At 67.5% G+C, this 21,432-nt stretch carries 20 protein-coding genes; 13 read left to right on the top strand and 7 right to left on the bottom strand.

The features are described 5' to 3' along the window. Positions 1-9: 9 nt before the first annotated feature. Complete coding sequence (locus tag RS901_RS26425) at positions 10-3,270, bottom strand: AAA family ATPase (protein WP_316157088.1); 3,261 nt, start codon at positions 3,268-3,270, stop codon at positions 10-12. A gap of 319 nt (positions 3,271-3,589) precedes the next feature. On the opposite strand from RS901_RS26425, the gene RS901_RS26420 reads away from it, so the two are divergent. The 3 genes from RS901_RS26420 (at position 3,590) to RS901_RS26410 (ending at position 5,729) form a co-directional block, all read left to right on the top strand. Then, entirely contained in the window at positions 3,590-3,910 is a 321-nt protein-coding gene (locus RS901_RS26420; protein ID WP_316157086.1) for a high-potential iron-sulfur protein, read from the top strand. A gap of 386 nt (positions 3,911-4,296) precedes the next feature. Then, a complete protein-coding gene (locus tag RS901_RS26415; protein WP_316157085.1) occupies positions 4,297-5,229 on the top strand; it encodes an amino acid ABC transporter substrate-binding protein in 933 nt (310 codons plus the stop codon). A gap of 188 nt (positions 5,230-5,417) precedes the next feature. After that, the gene (locus RS901_RS26410) at positions 5,418-5,729 is read left to right on the top strand and encodes a hypothetical protein (protein ID WP_013953271.1); all 312 of its coding nucleotides are present in this window, start codon (positions 5,418-5,420) and stop codon (positions 5,727-5,729) included. A 69-nt stretch (positions 5,730-5,798) separates the two neighbouring features. On the opposite strand, the gene RS901_RS26405 is transcribed toward RS901_RS26410, so the two are convergent. Then, positions 5,799-6,689: a hypothetical protein gene (locus tag RS901_RS26405; RefSeq protein WP_316157084.1), complete on the bottom strand. Its 891-nt coding sequence runs from the start codon at positions 6,687-6,689 to the stop codon at positions 5,799-5,801. A gap of 221 nt (positions 6,690-6,910) precedes the next feature. Between RS901_RS26405 and RS901_RS26400 the strand changes: the two genes are divergently transcribed. From RS901_RS26400 to RS901_RS26365, 8 genes are all read left to right on the top strand, one after another. Then, positions 6,911-7,477, top strand: a complete 567-nt coding sequence (locus RS901_RS26400) for an HdeD family acid-resistance protein (protein ID WP_316157082.1) — start codon at positions 6,911-6,913, stop codon at positions 7,475-7,477. 256 nt (positions 7,478-7,733) lie between these two features. Beyond that, positions 7,734-9,473: a glycosyltransferase family 39 protein gene (locus tag RS901_RS26395; RefSeq protein ID WP_316157081.1), complete on the top strand. Its 1,740-nt coding sequence runs from the start codon at positions 7,734-7,736 to the stop codon at positions 9,471-9,473. A gap of 36 nt (positions 9,474-9,509) precedes the next feature. Next, positions 9,510-9,881 (top strand): EamA family transporter, encoded by a 372-nt coding sequence (locus tag RS901_RS26390; RefSeq protein ID WP_316157080.1) that lies wholly within the window; start codon positions 9,510-9,512, stop codon positions 9,879-9,881. A 52-nt stretch (positions 9,882-9,933) separates the two neighbouring features. Next, positions 9,934-11,106, top strand: a complete 1,173-nt coding sequence (locus RS901_RS26385; protein WP_316157079.1) for a DegT/DnrJ/EryC1/StrS aminotransferase family protein — start codon at positions 9,934-9,936, stop codon at positions 11,104-11,106. Next, on the top strand, positions 11,085-12,077 hold the full coding sequence (locus tag RS901_RS26380) for a glycosyltransferase (RefSeq protein ID WP_316157078.1): 993 nt from the start codon (positions 11,085-11,087) through the stop codon (positions 12,075-12,077). Before RS901_RS26385 ends, RS901_RS26380 begins: the two co-directional genes overlap by 22 nt. Then, the gene (locus tag RS901_RS26375) at positions 12,077-13,012 is read left to right on the top strand and encodes a formyltransferase (RefSeq protein WP_316157298.1); all 936 of its coding nucleotides are present in this window, start codon (positions 12,077-12,079) and stop codon (positions 13,010-13,012) included. The genes RS901_RS26380 and RS901_RS26375 overlap by 1 nt, the downstream gene beginning before the upstream one ends. Then, positions 13,009-14,061 (top strand): bifunctional UDP-4-keto-pentose/UDP-xylose synthase, encoded by a 1,053-nt coding sequence (locus tag RS901_RS26370; protein ID WP_316157077.1) that lies wholly within the window; start codon positions 13,009-13,011, stop codon positions 14,059-14,061. The genes RS901_RS26375 and RS901_RS26370 overlap by 4 nt, the downstream gene beginning before the upstream one ends. A gap of 13 nt (positions 14,062-14,074) precedes the next feature. Beyond that, entirely contained in the window at positions 14,075-14,971 is an 897-nt protein-coding gene (locus RS901_RS26365; protein WP_316157076.1) for a polysaccharide deacetylase family protein, read from the top strand. A gap of 197 nt (positions 14,972-15,168) precedes the next feature. Here RS901_RS26365 and RS901_RS26360 read toward each other — a convergent pair whose 3' ends face one another. Then, positions 15,169-17,277, bottom strand: coding sequence for a heavy metal translocating P-type ATPase (locus tag RS901_RS26360; RefSeq protein ID WP_316157075.1), 2,109 nt, complete (start codon positions 17,275-17,277; stop codon positions 15,169-15,171). A gap of 144 nt (positions 17,278-17,421) precedes the next feature. Between RS901_RS26360 and RS901_RS26355 the strand changes: the two genes are divergently transcribed. Beyond that, positions 17,422-17,544 (top strand): hypothetical protein, encoded by a 123-nt coding sequence (locus RS901_RS26355; RefSeq protein ID WP_316157073.1) that lies wholly within the window; start codon positions 17,422-17,424, stop codon positions 17,542-17,544. Positions 17,545-17,661: 117 nt separating this feature from the next. Here the strand turns inward: RS901_RS26355 and RS901_RS26350 are convergent, their stop codons facing one another. The 3 genes from RS901_RS26350 to RS901_RS26340 all read right to left on the bottom strand — a co-directional run bounded on the left by RS901_RS26350 (position 17,662) and on the right by RS901_RS26340 (position 20,318). Then, positions 17,662-18,072: a VOC family protein gene (locus RS901_RS26350; RefSeq protein WP_013953282.1), complete on the bottom strand. Its 411-nt coding sequence runs from the start codon at positions 18,070-18,072 to the stop codon at positions 17,662-17,664. A 102-nt stretch (positions 18,073-18,174) separates the two neighbouring features. Then, positions 18,175-19,632 carry a heavy metal sensor histidine kinase gene (locus RS901_RS26345; protein ID WP_316157069.1) on the bottom strand — a complete coding sequence of 486 codons (1,458 nt, stop codon included), beginning with the start codon at positions 19,630-19,632 and terminating at the stop codon, positions 18,175-18,177. Then, positions 19,629-20,318, bottom strand: coding sequence for a heavy metal response regulator transcription factor (locus tag RS901_RS26340; protein WP_013953285.1), 690 nt, complete (start codon positions 20,316-20,318; stop codon positions 19,629-19,631). The genes RS901_RS26345 and RS901_RS26340 overlap by 4 nt, the downstream gene beginning before the upstream one ends. 241 nt (positions 20,319-20,559) lie before the next feature. Here RS901_RS26340 and RS901_RS26335 point away from each other — a divergent pair, with 241 nt between their 5' ends. Continuing rightward, positions 20,560-20,964: a hypothetical protein gene (locus RS901_RS26335; protein WP_316157067.1), complete on the top strand. Its 405-nt coding sequence runs from the start codon at positions 20,560-20,562 to the stop codon at positions 20,962-20,964. 99 nt (positions 20,965-21,063) lie between these two features. On the opposite strand, the gene RS901_RS26330 is transcribed toward RS901_RS26335, so the two are convergent. Continuing rightward, positions 21,064-21,384, bottom strand: coding sequence for an H-NS family nucleoid-associated regulatory protein (locus RS901_RS26330; RefSeq protein WP_316157066.1), 321 nt, complete (start codon positions 21,382-21,384; stop codon positions 21,064-21,066). Positions 21,385-21,432: the final 48 nt, after the last annotated feature.

The raw sequence follows: 21,432 nt of genomic DNA, 5'->3' as shown, positions 1-21,432 counted from the left end.
GAGCCGAAACTAACGCGCGAGTAACGCCCGCGCCTTGGCGATGTCGGGCTGATCGAAGCCCTCGGTGAATCGTGCAAGCGGCGCCTCGACCACCTCATGCGGACTGACGCGCCCCTGCGAGGTTCGCAGCGTTGTCAGTGACAGGGTGGCACGCAGTTCAAGCGGGAGCGCGCGTTGGGCTGTGGCGATCTCGATCGCCTTGATCAACGATGACTCGGCTTCGGCAAGGTTGGCGCTGCTGCGCAGCAGCAATTCACCGCGCAGACGGTACAACTCGGCGTCCACCCAGTGCTCGCCAGTGCGCCCGGCGCATTCGAACGCTTGGTCCAAAGCCGCCAACGCAGCCTCGGTCTCTCCTACGTCGCCCAGGCATTCAGCCAGCATGCCGAGATAGAGCGGCAGGCGCAGGCGTGCGCCCGTCGCATGAAAGCCCTCGATCGCCCCCTGCATCGCCACCACCGCATCGGCGCTGGGCGACTGTTTCGCGTTCGCCCAGGCGAGCAGCACGCCTGCCCAGGCGAGGTAGTAGCCCACGTGGTACTGCCCGGCGATCTCGTGTGCCTGGCGGGCATAGTGCAGCGTGAGACCGTGCTCATGCCGCAGCGCATGCTGCGTCGCAAGATAGGACAGCGCGAGTGCCTGGGAGAACGGGTGTGCTACCCGGTTCGCCACCTCCAGCGCTTCGCGTCCACGCTGAAGGGCCTGATCGGCAAGCCCCCTGAACCACAATGCATGCGCCGACCACGCGGCGGCCAGCACGCCGAAGTTACCCCCCATCAGGGACGCATGCTCGGCGTGCTGGGCCTCGTCATAAGCGCCGTGCGCGCGTTGATACGCGGGCTCGGCAGCCATCCAGTCGCCTTGCTGGACCAGACTACCCATGACGCTGGTCCATGCCATCACCGAGTAAGTACCGGAGCCCAGCGGCCCCAACCCCGCAATCAGTTCCTCGCTCAGGCTGCGTGCCTGTGCGAGTTCCGCCCTCACTACCAGGAAAAATGAAAGGCTGACCTGGGCGCGTGCTTGCTGACTGGTGTCACCCGCCAGCCGGCTCAGTTCCACCGCACGTCGCAGCGGCGCCTCCAGTTCGGGGGCTGCCCAGCCTCGGGCGATGCGTATCGGTGGCGCAAGGTCGAGTTGCAGGGCCAGCGATTGACTGGCGCGCTCCGGCGGATCGGCAATCCGGTCCGCTTGCACCAGCCCGCGCGTCAGCAGTGCAATGGCATCGTCATAGGCATACACACTCTGCGCAACGCCGGCCGCGCGCCGATAGAATGCCGCCGCCTGGGCTGGCAGGCCCGCCTGCTCATAGTGCGAGGCGATCTGCGCGCTTGCCGCGTCGGGCGCATCGCCTGACGCCTGCTCGAGCGCTCGCGCCACGCGCAAATGCAGGCGGCGGCGCTGCAGCGGACTCACTTCGGCATATGCCACGTCGCGGATCTTGTCATGGCTGAAGTCAAACGCCAGGCCGCCACCGTCGGTCTGGCGCACGATGCGTCGCTGCCACAGCTCGTCCAATGCGCCTGCCAGGGCATCCTCGCCGAGGTCGCTTGCCTGGGCGAGGATGTCGGTCGTGAATGCCCGTCCAATGATTGCAGCCACCCCGACGATTTCGCGGGCGCCCGGGGGAAGCTGTGCCAGCCGGTTCGAGATGATGGTGTAAACCTTGGGCGGCAACTTCGACGCCATGCCGCCCTGTGCGTCCCCGACCGGCATGGTGTCGGAGCGGGCCCGCATCATTTCGACCGCAAACAGCGGGTTACCCTCGCTCTCTTCGAACAGCCGGGTTGCCTCCGCGTCGGCCAGCGGCCGGTCCAGGATCTGGGCCGCTATCTTTGCCGTTTCGGCGGCATCGAGTGTCCCCAATGAGATCTCGATGAACTGGTCGTCGCGGCGCAGTGCGTCCAGCAGCCGGTTCGCCGCGTGCAGCGGCATGATTTCCTCGGGGCGCGCCGTTGCGACCACCATCAGCCTTGCCGCCCCGTCGAAACGCATCAGGAAGCGCAGCCATTCGAGCGTCTCGCCGTCGCACCATTGCAGGTCGTCGAGCAGCAACAGCAGCGGCCCGCCTTGTGCAAGCACCGCTCGCGCAAGCGCCTCGAAGAACCGTTGGCGTTGCCAGTATTCGGTAAGAGGCGACGGCGGCGACAGTCCGGATTGCTGCGTGAGGAGTTCGGGCAACAGGCGCGTGACCTCGGTCAGCCACAGTCTGTCGAGCTTGCCGATCGCGCCACTCAGGGCAGGGCTGCGCAGCCAACCGGTCAGCGGCGCAAACGCGAGCTGTCCCTCGGCCGCATAGGCGCGCGAATGCGCCACGGTGATGCCTTGCTCGGCCAGATGGACGAGCAGTTCCTCCGCCAGGCGCGATTTGCCGATGCCGGCTTCGCCCAGGATCAGGACAAACTGCTTGTCGCCCAACTGGGTACGCTGCCAGACTTCAAGAAGCCGGCGCCATTCGCCATGCCGACCAATCATTGGCAGCATCGCATCCCGCGGCCGTTGGCGCTGCATTGACGCAGCCTGCCCAGCCAACCGCGCATAGGCCTCGCGCATGGGGTCGCCGGGCAGGACGCCCAATTCGCGAGCGAGCGTTTCCACACAGCTACGATAGGCGCGCATGGCCGATGCGTGATCGTGGTTCAGCGCATGCAGGCGCATCAGCGCCATGCAGGTAGGTTCGCGGCACGGGTCGAGCCGCTGCAACTGCTGTGTGTACTTCAACGCCTTTGCATAGTCTCGCCGGTCCTCACTCAGTTGACCGAGGCGCGCGAGCGCCGCGATGCACTGTTCGCGCAACTTTTCGCGCTCGGGGTGGATCCACTCGTCATAGCAGTTGGCCAGCAGGTCACCGCGATAGAGATCCGCGGCATGCGTCAGCAGCTCTTCTTCAGCGCCTGCGTCGCCGTGCCTCGAGGCCCTGGCCGCAGCCGCAAGCGCGGACTGGAACTGCGCTACATCGAGGTAGAGCGCTGAATCGGGCAGCCATTGCACCGTTTGCGCATCGGCATGGACAAACTGATCTGCCTCCGGCCAAGTCTTGCGCAGCTGAAACAGCAGTTGACGCAGGGCATTGCGCGCCTGCGCCTGCGTGGAATCAGGCCAGAACAGCACCGCGAGCTGTTGCCGCGTCTGCGGTGCGTCGCGATGCAGGACAAGGCAGGCGAGCAGCGCCTGCAAGCGGGGGGAGTTTGCGTTAAACAGGGGCGCGTCAGCGCCGTCGAGCTGGAACTCGCCAAACAAGCGTACAGAGAAGCGGGCCTGGGAAGTCATGCTGGAGCGCAATGCGGCACAAAGCGATGGGGAGCTCCTGTAGGCAGCGTGCGGTGCGCACTGCGGCAGCACTCGTGCGGGCATCTCCAACACCCAAGCCCGCGCGAGCGCCATTCGTGACTATACTCGCCACTCAAGCAGACGAAGTCCTCAGTGACCGGTACTACCGAATAGGTCTTCCATTGCATGCAGAGTTGGCGACCTGCCGCGGGCGCCAGTCCATTCGCTGCGGTTTGACGACATTGCCTCTCCCCCGCAATCCGCAGTAACCTCTGCCCCATACGGCAGGCACATGCCGCCCCACGGAGAAACCCTCGCCATGCCGCGCAGACGACAGTTCCTTGGCTACCTTCCGCTCGCGCTGACTACCGGGATGGTTGGCGCAGTGGTCCTTGGGAATCGGCCGGCCCGCGCCGCCGCCATGCTGGGCGAGCAGGAGCCGCAAGCGCTCAAGGTCGGCTACAAGGCCGACTCCACCAAGGTCGACCCACAGAAATACCCTAGCCACAAGCCATCCCAGACCTGCGCCAACTGCCAGCTTTACCAGGGTGACGAGGGTAGCACTGGCGGCGGTTGTGCGCTGTTCGGCGGCAAAGATGTCGCGGCAAAGGGATGGTGCAGCGCTTGGGAGCAGGGCTGACATCGTGCCTTGCACGCTTTCGCCCGCCGTAGCCAGTCCGTTATCTCACCCTGCCCGTCCCGGCTCATCCTCCGGAGTTGCAGTAGCAGACTGGTGTCGGCGGTGGGGCGGCGGATCAAAGCGTCCCGCCGTCTCCCGTTCATCCACTGCATGACATGATCCGCGAGACCGAGATGGCAGGCCTCATCGGACGCGGGATGAATCCGGTCTCCATCGCTCACATCCCAAAGGCAGAGGTCGGTCGCGCCAGACTAACCCTGGACTAGCTGGTAAGGCTTTCGGGGCAGGGAATTTGCTTATGACAACAATGTCCTTCGCCCGCCCCTGACCACGGGTATACCCTTGCGTCTTTGCCGCCTTGCCGGCCGCTTTCCGGTTTCCCCCGCATGCCTGCCTTCACCCTGCCCGCCCTGTTCGCCCGACTCCTCCGCGCCCGCCGCTCGCTGGCGGCCGTCGCCCTCGCCGCCATAGCCGCTGCCGCGCCGGCGCTGGCCCGCGCCCAGAGCCCTGTGCTCGACAAGATCCGTGAATCCGGCACCATCGTGCTCGGTTACCGCGAGTCGGCGCTGCCATTCTCGTTTGCCGACGACAAGGGCCAGCCGGCCGGCTATGCGGTCGACCTGTGCCTGCGCGCGGCCGAAGCGGCGCGCCAGCAACTGGGCCTGAAAGACCTGAAAGTGCGCTGGATGCCGCTCACGCCGCAGAACCGCATTCCCGCCGTGGTCAACGGGCTGGTGGACCTGGACTGCGCCCCCAACACCAATTCGCTCGAGCGCCAGAAGCAGGTTGCGTTCAGCGTCTCGCACTACGTGTCGACCGTGCGCATGCTGGTGCGCGCCGACTCGGGCATCCGTTCGTTCGGCGACCTGCGCGGCAAGACCGTGGTCACCAGCGCCGGGTCGACCGGTGACCGCCACCTGCGCCGCATGAAGTCGCAGTACGGCTACCACGACGTCTACGCAAAGGACCACGGCGAATCCTTCCTGCTGCTCGAATCCGGCCGTGCCCAGGCCTTCATCATGGACGACGTGCTGCTGGCCGGCCTGCGCGCCCGCGCCAAGGACCCGTCGCAGTACGTGATCGTGGGCCCGGCGCTATCGGTGGAGCAGAATGCGCTGATGCTGTCCAAGGCCGATCCGGAATGGAAGCGCCTGGTCGACCAGGCGCTGGCCAACACCTTTGCCGGCCCGGAGGTCACGGCGCTGCAGAAGCGCTGGTTCCAGCAGCCCATCGGCAGCCGCGGCATCAACCTGGCGCTGGCGCCGTCCGGCGAGGTACGCGCGGCCTGGAAGCACCCGTCGGACGCGGTCACGGAGTAAGCCGGCAAGCGGTCCCCAACCTCAATCGGCCTGGGGCCGCAATTCAGGGTTTCCATGAGGTCGTGGCGCCTGGGCAAGCCCCAAGTTGACAGCGAAGAACGATGTTGGCGACACTGGGCCAAGCCGTCCCGTGCAAGGGACAGGCCACATACACGACCGCCCGACGGCGGCATTTCTCAGGAGAAACCATGAACAAGTTCGTCGCGACCGCGATCGCACTCTGCCTTGGCGCCGCTTCGCTGGCCGTGCAGGCACAGACCGGCGGCAAGAAGCAGTTCGATCCGTATTCCCAGGGCGCCAAGTCGGGTGAGAAGTTCGACCCGTACACCCAGGGGGCCAAGGCCGGCGACAAGTTCGACCCGTACACCCAGGGCGCGAACAAGAGCACCCGCAGCGAGCTGACCGACGCTTCCGCACCGGCCGCCGAGCAAAAGCCGGCCAAGAAGTCCACCAAGAAGAAGAGCAAGAAGAAGGCCGCTTCGGCGCCGGCTGCCAGCTGAGCCGCAAGCGCCTGACGCAAAAAAACCCGCCTTGGCGGGTTTTTTTGCGTCCTGCCCAGGCGCAGCAGCCTATGGCGCTTGCGTGTCGCTCTCCAGCGCGGTGACATCGATGCGCTGCACCTTGTCATCCTGGCGCACTTCCGTGCGCAGCACGAAGGCATCGGCCGGGCAGTACCAGTCGGTGACGTGCATCACGGTCGGCTCGACCTGCACGACTTCTTCGCCAACCAGCACCGGCCCCAGCGAGGTGCGCTTCTCGTAGGTGACCGGCAGGCATTCCTTGCGCCCCAGGACGGTATTGATCGTCTGCCGCTTGCCGACGTGGCGCGAGCCGATATGGATCGACGCATGCTGCGCCCGCATGGTGCTGACCACGTCATCCGATCCCAGCGGGTAGACCTTCAGTGAGACGCTCGACTCAAAAGTCTCGCCCTCCAGCGTGGCGCCCTCGCGCAGGTCCAGGCCGGCGTAGTTGAACACGCCCATGCCGCGGAAGGCCGCCTCGCCGTACATGCGCGCGTAGCGGGCGCGGGCGTTGATGACGGCATGCTGGCTTTCGATGCTGGTCTGGCCGCCGGGCGAACGGCGGTCGATCACCACTTCATGCACCTGGGTGGTAATCACCGGCGGCCCCATCAGCGCCGACAGGGCAGTCTTGGAATTGATCTCCAGCTGGGCGCGGCAGCCGGTCGGACTGCGCACCACGTCGCGCAGGGTCATGCCGACCGACATTGGCATCACGCCGTCGCCTTCCATCTGCACGTGCGAGCCGGAGCGGAACCACGGGGCACTGCACAGCACGGCCGCCGCCGATGCCTGCGCCTGGGTTGCCGCGGCCTGCACAACCGCCGCGCCGGCGCCCGGCAGCGCCGCACCCTGTGCGCCGGCATGCTGGGCCAGGGCCATGGCCGCGCCCGCCACCAGGCCTGCCAGCCAGTCTTGCTGCGCCTTTGTCTTCACATGAATCCCCGTCTAAAATGTCCAGGCGCCCCCGACCCAGCGCCCGGCCTGCCAGGCGGTCGCCTGGACACCGAAATTATCGCGTTTTGTTGCGTGTGTAACTCGGATTTTTCGCGCAGCAAGGCCTGCAAGGCCAGACGCCATATCGTCAGGCCGTCAGTAATTTCCGTGCCGCCGGGTTTTCTCGATGCCGGCCCATTCCGGGCCCAGTGGGAGATTCCATGCTTCAGTACTATGCGAAACTCTGGTGGGTAGTTGCCTTGCGCGGCCTGTTTGCCGTGATCTTCGGCATTTTTGCCTTTTTTGCGCCGATCGCGACGCTGGCGGCGCTGGTCATTGTCTTCGGCGCCTACGCCGCGGCGGACGGCCTGATGGCGCTGCTGATGGCGATCTCCGGCAAGGAGCGCGAAACCAGCGACCGCTGGATCCTGGCACTGCAGGGCCTGCTTGGGCTGGGCGTGGGCGCGCTGACCTGGTTCAGCCCGGCCATCACCGCGCTGTCGCTGCTGCTCTATATCGCCGCCTGGACGCTTGCCACCGGCGTGCTGCAGATCGTGGCGGCGATCAAGCTGCGCAAGGAGATCCCGAACGAGTGGTGGCTGATCCTGGCCGGCCTGGTCAGCATCGCCTTCGCCTTCCTGGTCCTGTGGCAGCCGGTGGCCGGCGCGCTGGCGGTACTGTGGCTGATCGGTTCCTGGGCCATCGTGTGCGGCATCCTGCTGATCGGCGTGGGCCTGCGCCTGCGTCGCGCCCGCCCGACGGCGGCCGGCGCGCAGCATCCGGCCTGAGCATCACTTTCCTTTTCTTGGCGGCGGCAATCGCGCCGCCCCCTGCAGGCCGTCCCCGGCACCCGCCGGGTCAACCTGCCCGCCGTGCTACCATTGCCGGCCTCGCGTGCGCCCAGGCGGCAGTGGCGTCCCAGGTGCGTGCCAGCCTGCCGGCCGCCTGGTGTGCACCAACCGGCAAGTCCATGCGTTGAGATGGCTTCCCGTCGCCGCGCGCCCACGCAGGACCATCGATCCGTCGCGCTTTTCCAGGAGATCTATGCGTAGTTCATCGACCTCGCGGGCTGCCGCGCTGTCCGTTGGAGCCACCACCGCCGGTGCGGTCGCACTGGCCAGCCTGTTTATCCTGCTGGTCTGGTTCGGCACCCTCGACATGCGCCACCTGCTGCGCTCCGATGAAGGCCGCTACGCCGAGATTGCCCGCGAGATGTTCGCCACTGGCGACTGGGTGACGATCCGCTACCACGAACTCAAGTATTTCGAGAAGCCGCCCTTCCACCTGTGGGTGACCACGCTGGCCTACACGCTGTTTGGCGTGGGCGACTGGCAGGCGCGGCTGTGCGTGGCGCTGTCCGGCATCCTGGGGCTGGGCGTGTCGATGCTGGCCGCGGCACGCTGGTACGGCCGGCGCGTGGCGGTGCTGACGGGGCTGGTGCTGGTTTCCGCGCCGATGTGGAATATCGCCGGCCACTTCAACTCGCTGGACATGACGCTGGCAGGCGCCATGGCGTGCGTGCTGGCCTTCATGCTGCTCGCGCAGCACCCAGATGCCACCCGCGCCGAACGCCGCAACTGGATGCTCGCCTGCTGGACGGCAATGGGCGTGGCGGTGCTGGTCAAGGGGCTGGTCGGGCTGGCGCTGCCGGGGCTGGTGCTGGTGGTCTACACGCTGGTGACGCGCGACTTCGGCCTGTGGCGCCGCCTGCATCTGCCGGGCGGCATCGTCGCGCTGCTGGTGGTGACGGTGCCGTGGTTCTGGCTGGTGTCGGAGCGCAATCCGGAATTCCTGCGCTTCTTCTTTATCCACGAGCACTGGCAACGCTATACCTCGAACGTGCACCAGCGCGAAGGCGCGATCTGGTACTTCGTGCCGCTGCTGCTGGCCGGTTTCCTGCCGTGGCTGGGCCTGGTTCCGCAAATGTGGAAGGCCGTGCGCGAGCGCGCCGGGGTCGAACGCGGCACCTCGCCGCGGCCATTCCAGCCTGCCCTGCTGGCAGCGCTGTGGGCCGTGGCGATCTTTGTCTTCTTCAGCCTGTCTGGCTCCAAGCTGCCCGGCTATATCGTGCCGATCTTCCCGGCGCTGGCGCTGCTGGCCGGCGTGGCACTGGACACGGTGACGGAACGCACCTGGCGCTGGCAGGTCAATGCCATGATCGCGCTGGGCGTGGTCGGGCTGCTGGCGTGCCCGTTCGTCGGCATGATGGACAAGCCCGGCACGTCCAATGTGGTCTATCGTGAATTCGCCATGTGGACCGGCATCGCCTTCGCGGTGCTGCTGGCCGGCGCACTGCTGGCACGCCGGCTGCTGCGCACGCGCGGGGTGTTTCCCAGTGTGGTGGCCTACGCGCTGGCGATGTTCCTCTGCTGCACGGTGGCGCTGCGCGGTCACGAAGCCATGGGCCGGCCCAGTTCCGGCGTGGACCTGGTGCCCGCCATCAATGCCGTGCTGACGCCGGACATGCCGCTGTACAGCGTGGGCATGCTGGACCACACACTGCCGTTCTACCTGCGCCGCACCACCATCATGGTGGAGCATCCGGACGAGCTGGAATTCGGCGTCGGCCAGGAACCGCAGAAGTGGATCCCTACCATCGACGGCTTTATCGCGCGCTGGCAGGACGGCAAGCGCGCGGTAGCGATCATGTCGCCCGCGACCTACGACGCACTGGCTGCGCGCGGCGTGCCGCTGCACCGGATCGCCGGTGACCGCCGCCGGGTGGCGGTCGCCAATTTCGCGCTGCCGGGCAACGGCCCGCAGACGCAACCCCCAGGACAGTAACCTGCAACTCCTGCAACCCCAGCACTACGCAGCGCCATGACGCTTTCCACCTTCGCTTTCATCCTGACCGGCGTGCTGCTCAATGCGGCAGCGCAACTGTTGCTCAAGGCCGGCGTCAACGCCGTCGGCGCCATCACGCTGGACCGCGGCATGCTTCTGGTGACCGCGCTGCGCGTGCTGACCCAATGGCCGGTGCTGGCCGGGCTGACGCTGTACGTGGTCAGCGTGGGGGTATGGATCGTGGGGCTGTCGCGCGTGGACGTGTCGATCGCCTACCCGATGCTGTCGCTCGGCTATGTGGTCAACGCGCTGGCCGCCTGGTGGCTGTTCGGCGAGATGATCGGCCCCTTGCGCGTGGCCGGCATCCTGCTGATACTGGCGGGCGTCTTCCTGATCGCCCGCTCATGACGCGCCTGCCGCGCCGCCAGGTCCGACACCGACCGTTCTTCTTCGCCCTGCCATGACCGCATCTGCCCCTGAATTCCTGCCTTTTGTCCGGCCTGACATCGACGCCGCCGCCATTGCCGAAGTCGGCAAGGTGCTGGCCTCGGGCTGGATCACCTCCGGCCCGAAGATGCAGGCCTTCGAGGCCGCGCTGTCGGACCTGTTCGGCGGACGCCCGGTGCGCACATTCGCCAACGGCTCGGCAACGATGGAGATCGCGCTGCGCATTGCCGATATCGGACCGGGCGATGAGGTCATCACCACGCCGGTCACCTGGGTCGCCACCGCCAACGTGGTGCTGGCAGTGGGCGCGCGGCCGGTGTTCGTCGACATCGACCCGCGCACGCGCAATCTCGACCTGGATGCCGTCGAGGCCGCGATCACGCCGCGCACGCGTGCCATCATGCCGGTGTACCTGTCGGGCCTGCCGGTGGACATGGACCGCCTGTACGCCATTGCCCGCAAGCACGGGCTGCGCGTGATCGAGGATGCAGCGCAGGCAATCGACTCGCGCTGGCGCGGCCAGCGCATCGGCGCCTTTGGCGACCTGGTCAGCTTCAGCTTCCAGGCCAACAAGAACATCACCACCATCGAAGGCGGCTGCCTGGTGATGAACACGCCCGAAGAAGCCGTACGCGCCGAGCGCCTGCGGCTGCAGGGCGTGATCCGCACCGGCATGGATGGCATGGATGTCGAAGAGCCCGGCGGCAAGTTCAACCTGACCGACGTCAACGCGGTGGTCGGCCTGGCGCAGCTGGGCAAGCTTGACGCCATCACCGCGCGCCGCGCCGAACTGGCCGAGACGTATTTCCGCTGTGCCGCCGACAGCGGCCTGGAAACGCTGAGCATCGAGCTGCCGCAAGCACTGGATGCGCACGCCGCCACCACCAACTGGCACATGTTCCAGGTGGTACTGCCGACCGAGCGCCTGCAAGGCGGCCCGGCCCAGGCACGCCAGCAGGTCATGGAGGCCATGCGCGAGCGCGGTATCGGCACCGGCGTGCACTATCCGCCCATTCATCTTTTCACCTACTACCGCTCGCTCGGCTGGCGCGAAGGCATGCTGCCGCATGCCGAACGCATCGGGCGCGGCATCGTCACGCTGCCGCTGTTCCCCGCGATGCAAGCCACCGATGTCGAGCGGGTCTGCGCAATCCTCAGCGAAACATGCAAACGTCTCTCCAAATGAGCCCGGTCGAAGTCTCGGTCGTCATCCCGGTCTACAACGAAGAAGACGGGCTGCAAGCCCTGTTCGACCGCCTCTATCCGGCGCTGGATGGCCTCGGCGAGTCGTACGAGATCATCTTCATCAATGACGGCAGCGTCGACCGCTCGGCGCAGATGCTGGCGGCGCAGTTCCACAAGCGCCCGGATGTGACCCGGGTGGTGCTGTTCGCCGGCAACTTCGGCCAGCATATGGCGATCCTGGCGGGCTTCGAGCACACCCGCGGCAAGATCGTGATCACGCTGGACGCCGACCTGCAGAACCCGCCGGAAGAAATCCCGCGCCTGGTCGAAGCCATGCGCGCCGGCCACGACTACGTCGGCACCATCCGCCGCCAGCGCAACGACACCGCGTTCCGGCGCTATGCCTCGCGCGCGATGAACGGGCTGCGCGAGCGCATCACCAAGATCCGCATGACGGACCAGGGCTGCATGCTGCGCGCCTATGACCGCAATGTGATCGACACAATCAATGCCTGCCGCGAGGTCAACACCTTCATCCCCGCGCTGGCATACACCTTTGCTTCCAATCCGGTCGAGATCGAAGTCGGTCACGAACAGCGCCACGCAGGCGAATCCAAGTATTCGCTGTACCAGCTGATCCGCCTGAATTTCGACCTGGTGACCGGCTTCTCGATCGTGCCTCTGCAGTGGTTCTCGGCCATCGGCACGATCCTGTCGCTGTGTTCAGGCGTACTGGTGGTGGTGCTGCTGGTCCGGCGCTTCCTGTTCGGTTCGGAAGTCCAGGGTGTGTTCACCCTGTTCGCCATGAACTTCTTCCTGATCGGCATCCTGCTGTTCGGCGTGGGCCTGCTGGGCGAGTACGTCGGCCGCATCTACCAGGAAGTGCGCGACCGCCCGCGCTACCGCATCAAGGCAGTGCTGGAAGCGGACCCGCAGCGTGTCACGCCGGCTGCCGCAGGCGCGGAGCAATGATGCGCGCCGTCGTCTTTGGCTACCACAATGTCGGCGACCGCTGCCTGCGCGTGCTGCATGCGCGCGGCGTGGAGGTGGCGCTGGTGATCACGCACCGCGACCGCCCCGACGAGAATATCTGGTTCCGCCGCGTGGCCGACACCGCCGCCGAGCTGGGCATCCCCTTCGTCTATGGCGAGGACCCTGCCGATCCCGCCGTCACCCAGGCTGTGCGCGACGCGCGCCCGGACGTCATCTTCTCGTTCTACTACCGCGCCATGATCCCCGCGGGCGTGCTGGTGCTGGCCCCAGGCGGCGCCTTCAACATGCACGGCTCGCTGCTGCCCAAGTACCGCGGCCGCGTGCCGGTGAACTGGGCGGTGCTGCGCGGCGAAACCGAGACCGGCGCCACGCTGCACGCCATGGAAGCCAAGCCTGACGCGGGCTATATCGTCGACCAGACCGCGGTGCCGATCCTGCCGGACGACACTGCCGGCGAAGTCTTCGAGAAAGTCACCGTTGCCGCCGAGCAGACGCTGTGGCGTGCCCTGCCCGCGATGATCGCCGGACAGACGCCTCAACACCCCAACCGGCTGGCCGAAGGCAGCTACTTCTCCGGGCGCAAGCCGGAAGACGGCCGCATCGACTGGAGCCGCCCGGCCGCCGAGGTCTACAATCTCGTGCGCGCCGTCGCACCGCCCTATCCCGGCGCGTTCACCGATCTCGCCGGGCTCCGCTTCATTGTGGCGCAGGCGCGCCGGCCGCTGACGGAGCTGGCGCTGCCCGCCGGCACGGCGCCCGGCCTGCATGTGCACGACGGCCAGATCATCGGCCTGTGCGGCGACGGCGGCCTGGTCATGGTCACCCGATTGCTGGCACAAGATGGCTCGGCACTCACGCCGCAGGCCTTCGCCAAACTTATCCATACCGAACAATCCAACGAGGAAAACCGATGAAAAAGGTCCTGATTCTTGGCGTCAACGGCTTCATCGGCCACCACCTGACGCGCCGCATCCTGGAAACCACGCCGTGGGAGGTCTACGGCATGGACATGTCGTCGGACCGCCTCGGCGACCTCGTCGACCATCCGCGCATGCACTTCTTCGAGGGTGACATCACCATCAACAAGGAGTGGATCGAGTACAACATCCGCAAGTGCGACGTGGTGCTGCCGCTGGTGGCCATCGCCACCCCGGCCACCTACGTGCGCCAGCCGCTGCGCGTGTTCGAGCTGGACTTCGAGGCCAACCTGCCGATCGTGCGCGCCGCGGTCAAGTACGGCAAGCACCTGGTGTTCCCGTCGACCTCCGAGGTCTACGGCATGTGCAGCGACGAAGAGTTCGACCCCGACGCCTCGCCGCTGGTCTACGGCCCGATCAACAAGCCGCGCTGGATCTACGCCTGCTCCAAGCAGCTGATGGACCGCGTGATCCACGCCTACGGCATGGAGCAAGGCCTGAACTACACCCTGTTCCGCCCGTTCAACTGGATCGGCGCGGGGCTGGATTCGATCTTCGAATCGAAGGAAGGCTCGTCGCGCGTGGTGACGCAGTTCCTCGGCCATATCGTGCGCGGCGAACCGATCAAGCTGGTCGATGGCGGCGCCCAGCAGCGCGCCTTTGCCGATATCGCCGACGGCATCGACGCGCTGATGCGCATCATCGAGAACCCCAACGGCGTGGCCAGCGGCAAGATCTACAACATCGGCAACCCGGGCAATATCCACTCGGTGCGCGAGCTGGCCGAGATGATGCTGAAGATGGCCGCCGACTACCCGGAATACGCTGACGAAGCGCGCAAGACGCAGATCATCGAGACCTCGTCGGGCGACTTCTACGGCAAGGGCTACCAGGACGTGCAGCACCGCGTGCCGAAGATCGACAACACCATCGAAGAGCTGGGCTGGAAGCCCGGGATCAACATGGAAGCGGCGCTGCGCCGCATCTTCGAGGCGTATCGCGGCAAGGTGGTCGAGGCCCGCACGCTGGTCGATTCGGCCAACTGAGCGCGCACCGCAGATGGCACGCATTGCCCTGAAGGTCGACGTCGACACGCTGCGCGGCACGCGCGAAGGCGTGCCGAAGCTGCTGTCGATGCTGGCGGCTGCGCAGGCGCAGGCCACCTTCCTGTTCAGCCTGGGTCCCGACCATACCGGCTGGGCGCTGCGGCGCGTATTCCGGCCCGGCTTCCTGACGAAGGTGTCGCGCACCTCGGTGGTGTCCAACTATGGCCTGCGCACGCTGATGTATGGCGTGCTGCTGCCGGGGCCGGACATTGGCCGCAAGGGCGCCGCCGAGATGCGCGCGGCGCGCGCGGCCGGCCATGAGTGCGGCATCCACACCTGGGACCACGTCTACTGGCAGGACAACGTGCGCGAGCGCGATGTTGCCTGGACGCGCCGGCAGATGCAGCAGGCGTTCGCGCGCTACCGCGAGATCTTCGGCGAAGCGCCTGCCACGCACGGCGCGGCAGGCTGGCAGATGAACGAAGCGGCCTTCCGCCAGATCGACGACTGGGGCATGGCCTATGCGTCCGACGGACGCGGCACCGCGCCCTATATCCCGACTATCGACGGCGTGCCCTGCCGGCACGTGCAGATGCCGACCACGCTGCCGACGCTGGATGAACTGATCGGCACCGACGGCCTGACCGAAGATAACGTCCACACCGCGCTGCTGAAGCTGACCGAAGGCACGCGCGACCATGTCTTCACGCTGCATACCGAGCTGGAAGGCGGCAAGCTGGCGCCGGTGTTCGAGCGGCTGCTGGCGGGATGGCGTGCGCAGGGGCACGAGCTGGTGTCGATGGCGACGTGGTATCGCGGGCTGGATCGGCAGAGGCTGCCGGAGTTGCCGGTAACTTGGGGAGAGATTCCGGGGCGCAGTGGGGAGTTGATTGTGCAGCCGCAAGGCTGATGAACAATTCCGACCGTTGAATTTCCCAATTGCCGATTGTGTGCTCCCTCTCCCGCTTGCGGGAGAGGGTTGGGGAGAGGGCCGGAGTATCGACGAAGTGAGACGTGTCGGTCTGCCTGTGCCTGCCCTCTCCCCCGGCCCCTCTCCCGCAAGCGGGAGAGGGGAGCAAACCTGGCGGTACATTGACGTACAGCAGCCTACCCCCCGCGCCGCTCCGCCCCCACCCGCAGCCCGTTGAACACCACCAGCAGGCTCGCGCCCATATCGGCGAACACCGCCATCCACATCGTCCCCATCCCCAGCACCGTCAGCACCAGGAACACGGCCTTGATGCCGAGCGCCAGCGCGATGTTCTGCGTGAGGATGCTTGAGGTGCGGCGCGACAGGCGCACAAAGGCCGGGATCTTGCGCAGGTCATCGTCCATCAGCGCCACGTCGGCCGTCTCGATAGCGGTGTCGGTGCCGGCTGCGCCCATGGCGAAGCCGATATCGGCACGCGCCAGCGCCGGTGCGTCGTTGATGCCGTCGCCGACCATGCCGATGCGGCCGCCGCGCGCGTGGGCGGCGCCGGCAAGCGCCGCGATGCCGTCGGCCTTGTCCTGCGGCAACTGGTTGCCGCGCGCCTCATCGATGCCGACCTGCGCGGCAATGGCTTGCGCCGTGTGCGGATTGTCGCCCGACAGCATCAGCGTCCTGACGCCCAGTTCATGCAGCTCTGCGATCGCCTGCCGGCTGGTGTCGCGCACGGTATCCGCCACCGCGAACAGCGCCAGCGCCGTGGCGGCGCCGTTGCCGTCGACGCGCGCCAGCAGCACCACGGTCTTGCCCTCGCGCTCCAGCGCTTCGAGCCGCGCCTCCAGCGCCGGCGAGCAGGCGCCCATCTCATGCACCAGGCGGTGGTTGCCCAGGCAGTACGCCACGTCCTGCACCTTGCCGCGCGTGCCGCGCCCCGCCAGCGCCTCGAAGTCGTCCACCGGCAGCGTGCCGATCCCGTCGGCCGCGGCCGCCGTGGCCACCGCGCGCGAAACCGGGTGGTCCGAGCGCGCCGCCAGGCTAGCAGCAATGGCGCGTGCCTGCGGCGCGTCCTCGGCCAGCAGCGCGTGGTTGGTCTGCGCGGGCTTGCCGTGCGTGATCGTGCCGGTCTTGTCCAGCGCCACCCAGGCCAGGTGCCGGCCCTGCTCCAGGTACACCCCACCCTTGACCAGGATGCCGCGGCGCGCGGCAGCGGCCAGCCCGCTGACGATGGTCACCGGCGTGGAGATCACCAGCGCGCAGGGGCAGGCGATCACCAGCAGCACCAGCGCCTTGTAGATCCAGTCGACCCAGGCGCCGCCCATGGCCAGCGGCGGCACCACCGCGACCGCCAGCGCAATCGCGAACACCGTGGGCGTGTAGATGCGCGCGAACTGGTCGACAAAGCGCTGCGTGGGCGCACGGCTGCCCTGCGCGGCCTCCACCGCGTGGATGATGCGGGCCAGCGTGGAATCGCTGGCGGGCGCCGTCACGGTGTACTCCAGCTCGCCGGACTGGTTGATCGAGCCGGCGAACAGCACATCGCCCTCGGCCTTGTCGACCGGCACGCTTTCGCCGGTGATGGGCGCCTGGTCCAGCGCCGACTGGCCGCGCACGACCTTGCCGTCAAGCGCGACGCGCTCGCCCGGCCGCAGCCGCACCAGCGCCCCCACGGCAACGCCGGCGGCGGGCACGCTGTCCCAGCTGCCATCGGCGCGCCGCACCGTGGCCTGTTCCGGCGCCATCGCCATCAAGCCGCGGATCGCATCGCGCGCCCGGTCCAGCGAGGCCGCCTCGATGCGCTCGGCCAGCGCGAACAGCACCATCACCATGGCCGCTTCCGGCCACTGGCGCAGCAGCAGTGCGCCGGTGACGGCAATGCTCATCAGGGCATTGATGTTCAGGTTGCCATTGCGCAGCGCGATCCAGCCCTTGCGGTAGGTGGTCAGCCCGCCCAGCGCCACTGCCGCCAGTGCCAGCACGGCGGGCAGCCACGGCAAGCCCAGGCCCAGCCACTCCGCCGCTTCGGCACCCAAGGCGGCCACGCCGGCCAGCACCAGCGGCCACCAGGGCTTGCTTGCCGTGGATTGCGGCAAGACTTGCTGCGCGGCCTCGGTGCTCAGCGGCACCGGCTGCATGCCCAGGCTCTCGATCGCCCTGGCCACCGGCTCCGGCGACGGCAAGGTGTGATGCACCGTCAGCACCCGCTGGATCAGGTTGAACTCCAGCGCCGCCACGCCCGCCATGCCGCCCAGCTTGCTGCGGATCAGCGTCTCCTCGGTCGGGCAGTCCATCGCGTCGATGCGCCATGCAGCGGTCTGCGCGCCGGCGGGAATGTCGACCGATGCGGCGGGCGTCAGCGCAACCGTGGCCGAGCTGCCGCCGCCACAGCAGGCGGAAGCCGCCGGTGCTTGCCGGGCCCCGGCATGGCCATGCCCATGATGATCATGGTCGTGGTCGTGGTCGTGGTGGTGATGGTCGTGATCATGCCCGCCATGCCGGTGGGCGGCGCCATCGTGCGCGTGGGCAGCGTGATCTTGAGGAAGTGCGTCCTCAGGTGACGTGCGAGCCATATCTTGTTATTCCCGCTGGTTTAACCTGATGACATTGAAGACCCTGTAGCAACTACAGAGTCAAGCGGCATGGCAACGACCGCGGCGCCATGCCGCAGCGGCGGGTCAGTGCTCGCAGTTGACCATCCAGGACATGCCGAAGCGGTCCACCAGCATGCCGAAGCCTTCGGCCCAGAAAGTCTTCTGGTACGGCACCACCACCTGGCCGCCTTCGCTCAGGCCGTCGAAGATGCGCTGGCCCTCGTCCTTGCTGACCGCGCCCACCGACAGGCTGAAGCCGCTGAACGCCGGGCGCTCGCCGCGCCGGCCGTCGGACGCCATCACCTGGTTCTCGCCAAACTGGATATTGGCGTGCATCACCTTGTCCTTCCAGTCATCGGGAACCTCCATGCCGGGGCTCGGCGGAGCATCCTTGTAGCGCATCGCGAACGTGACCTGCGCGCCCAGCACCTTGCCGTAGAAGGCCACGGCCTCGTCGAAACGGCCGCCAAAATCCAGATAGGGTTGCACCTGCATGTCGCTCTCCTTGTGAATGGTCGATCGGGCTGCATGGCATTGGCTGTTCGCCCGCGCGCCATTATGCGCGCGTGCCGGCCAGGTGCAAGCGCCCGGCCGGATTCAGGAAACCGCGGCGGGGACCGGGGCAGGCGGCGCGGCAGTGGCCAATGCTTCGGCGGGAAATTGCAGCGAAAACATCGTTTCGCCTTCAAGGCTGCGCACCGTCACGCTGCCGCCATGCAGCCGCATGATGGTGTCGACGATGGCCAGCCCGAGCCCGGTCGACGTCGCCGAGTTGCGGCGCGACGGATCAGCCCGGTAGAAGCGCCCGAAGATATGCGGCAGCGTCTCGGGCGGGATCTCCGGCCCGGCATTGGTCACGCGGATGCAGGTCGTGCCGCCTCCCGGCGCCGGGGCGCGCTCAACGTCGAGCTGCACGGTGCTGCCGGCCGGCGCATGGCGCAGCGCATTGTCGAGCAGGTTGGTGACCGCGCGGCGCAGCAGCGTCTGGTCGGCCTGCACCATCGCCGTGCCGGTCACCGCCAGCGCCACATCGCGGTCGGCGGCCACGGCCTCGAAGTACTCGGCCATCTTGTCCAGTTCTTCGCGCGCGTCCAGCGTGCGGATGCCCAGCGCCACCTGCGCATGGTCGGCGCGCGCCAGGAACAACATGTTCTCGATCATGCGCGCCAGGCGCTCGTACTCTTCCAGGTTGGATTCGAGCAGCACCTCATACTCGGACACGCCGCGGCTCTGCGCCAGCGTGACCTGGGTCTGGCCGATCAGGTTGCTGATCGGCGTGCGGAAATCATGCGCCAGGTCCGCCGAGAATTCGGACAGCCGCGAGAAGCTGTCCTGCAGCCGCGCCAGCATGTCATTGAGGGCCGCCGCCAGCTCGCGCAGCTCGGCCGGTGCGCTGCCCACGTCAAGCCGCGTGGCAAGGCGGCTGGTGGTGACCGCGGCGGCATCGGCAGCCATGCGCCGCAGCGGCCGCAGCCCGCGCCGCGCCAGCACGAAGCCCAGCCCCGCCGCCACGGCAGCGCCGCACAGCGTGGCCCACAGCACCTGGTGGCGGTATTCGCGGATCAGCGCCACGCGGTAGCCGGCATCGCGCAGCACCACGATCTCCACGGCCTTGTCGGAATCGCCGAGCTGGCCCAACGCCGCAATGCCGCGCGAGGGCACGCCATTCTTGGGGTACCAGGTCTGCAACATGCTCTTCTCTGGCTGCGTGGTGGCCGGCAGCACGCGCAGCGTCGGCACGGATTCATTGCGCGGGTTGAGCGTGACCAGCGGCTCGCCCTGGCGTGAGCGCACCACCAGGATCAGCCCCTCATGGCCCATCGCAATATCGGCAAAGCGGTGGGTATCGGCGCGGATCTCGGCCTCGCTGCGCACCTCGCGCAGCAGGTGGCGCACCAGCAGCACCTCGCCGACCAGCTCGCTTTCATCGCGCCCCTCCAGCTGCACCGACAGCGCCCCGGACAGGTAGGCCGCCACGCTGGCAAGGATCACGGCCGTGGCCAGCCCGTACGCCAGCGCCAGCCGCGTGGTGAGCGAAGACGTCAGCCGCATCATGCGTCCTGGCCCCGGTCCTCGCTGTCGTCCAGCACGTAGCCCATGCCGCGCCGCGTGTGGATCAGCTTGTGCGGGAAGGGATCGTCGACCTTGGCGCGCAGGCGCCGGATCGAGACATCGACCACATTGGTATTGCTGTCGAAATTGACGTCCCACACCTGCGAGGCGATCAGCGAACGCGACAGCACCTCGCCGCGCCGGCGCGCCAGCAGGTACAGCAGCGCGAACTCCTTGGAGGTCAGGTCGATCTTCTGGCCGGCGCGCACCACGCGGCGGCGGATGGCGTCGATCTGCAGGTCGGCCACTTCGATGAACTCGCTCTCGCGCAGCGGGCCGCGCCGCAGGATGGTGCGGATGCGCAGCACCAGCTCGGCAAAGGCAAAGGGCTTGACCATGTAGTCGTCGGCGCCGAGCTCCAGCCCCTTGAGGCGGTCCGACAGCTCGTCGCGCGCGGTCAGGAACAGCACCGGGGTATCGCGCTCGCGGCGCAGCTCGCGCAGCACCTGCCAGCCATCCAGGCCGGGCAGCATCACGTCCAGCACGATCAGGTCATAGGGATGCTCGCGCGCATGGGCCAGGCCGTCCGCGCCGTCGCGCGCCAGGTCCACCACGAAGCCGGATTCGGTCAGGCCCTTGTGCAGGTAGTCGCCCGCCTTGGGTTCGTCCTCGACAATCAGGATACGCATGGTTCGGTCACTTTCCGGGCGGCACCAGCGCCGCCATGGCGTAACGCTAGCCGAGGATGACCGCCAATGGGCAAAGATTTCAGAAATGTCATCGCCATGCCAGGGTAATGCAGGTGGAAACACCGGTAAAATGCGCGATCACTACCGGCGTCATGCCGGTTTGCGCCACCGTTGCCCCCATTCTGCCCGCCCCCCCCTGCCGATGAAACACCCGCCGAATTGCCTGCTGCTGTCCCTCGCCATGCTTGCGCTGCCCGTCTCCGGTGCCGCGGCGGCAGTGGCCACGGTGTGCAGCGCGGTACAGGCAGCCGGGCTGTCGCTGCCGGAGCGGCACGCGGCCGCCAAAATGGAGGCGGAAGCGGCGCTGGACGGCACCGGCCCGGGCACCTGCCGCGGCAGCGCGGTCCAGGTGATGGCCGAGCCTTCCGGCAGTGGCCATCCGCTGCAGCTGCACGATGCCGATGCGCCGCAGGCGAGCGACCAGGGCGCCACGCCGCTGGAGACGCAGCCATCGGCCGCGTCCGGCGTGCTGCGCGAACTGCCTGCGGAGGTGCTGGTGCATTGGGCGCATGCGGCGCCAATGGCCACGCCGGGTGCATTCACCGACAGCCTGCCGCTGGAACGCCTGCTGCCCGCACGCTGCTGAGCGCGTCATAGCGGGCACAGCGCCCGCATCGCTTCTTTTCTGTTTTGCGGAATTCCGTCGGCACCGGCAAGGCGCGGCGAATTGTCGCGCCTGCGCTTTTTATCCGACGCGGAAGAATTCGATCGACTGCCCGGCGTTCACGGCCCGTTGCAGCCAGTCTGGATACTCGCCCTGCCCGTCCCAGCTCTGGCCAAGCGCATTGCGGTATAGCGGGCGTGCAGCGGCAGCCTTGGGGGCGGCCTGCGGGATAAGCTGGGCCACGGCTGGCGCGGCGGCAGGCGCCGGCTCATGCCCGGCGTCGATGGCAACGTGATCAAAGCACCCGGCGGCGACGAGATCGTCGAGCGTCAGGGCATGACGGTCCATTTGCTCGCGGATCCACGCCACCGCAGCGAGTTTGGCTGAATCAGACTCGGACATGACTCTCGTGAGAGGCCCGCTGCATTTCCGCGGGCAATGAAAAACCGG

It is taken from the genome of Cupriavidus sp. BIC8F (genome assembly GCF_032465815.1).
GTDB lineage: Bacteria > Pseudomonadota > Gammaproteobacteria > Burkholderiales > Burkholderiaceae > Cupriavidus > Cupriavidus necator.
This window is presented reverse-complemented; position numbering and strand designations above follow the sequence as displayed.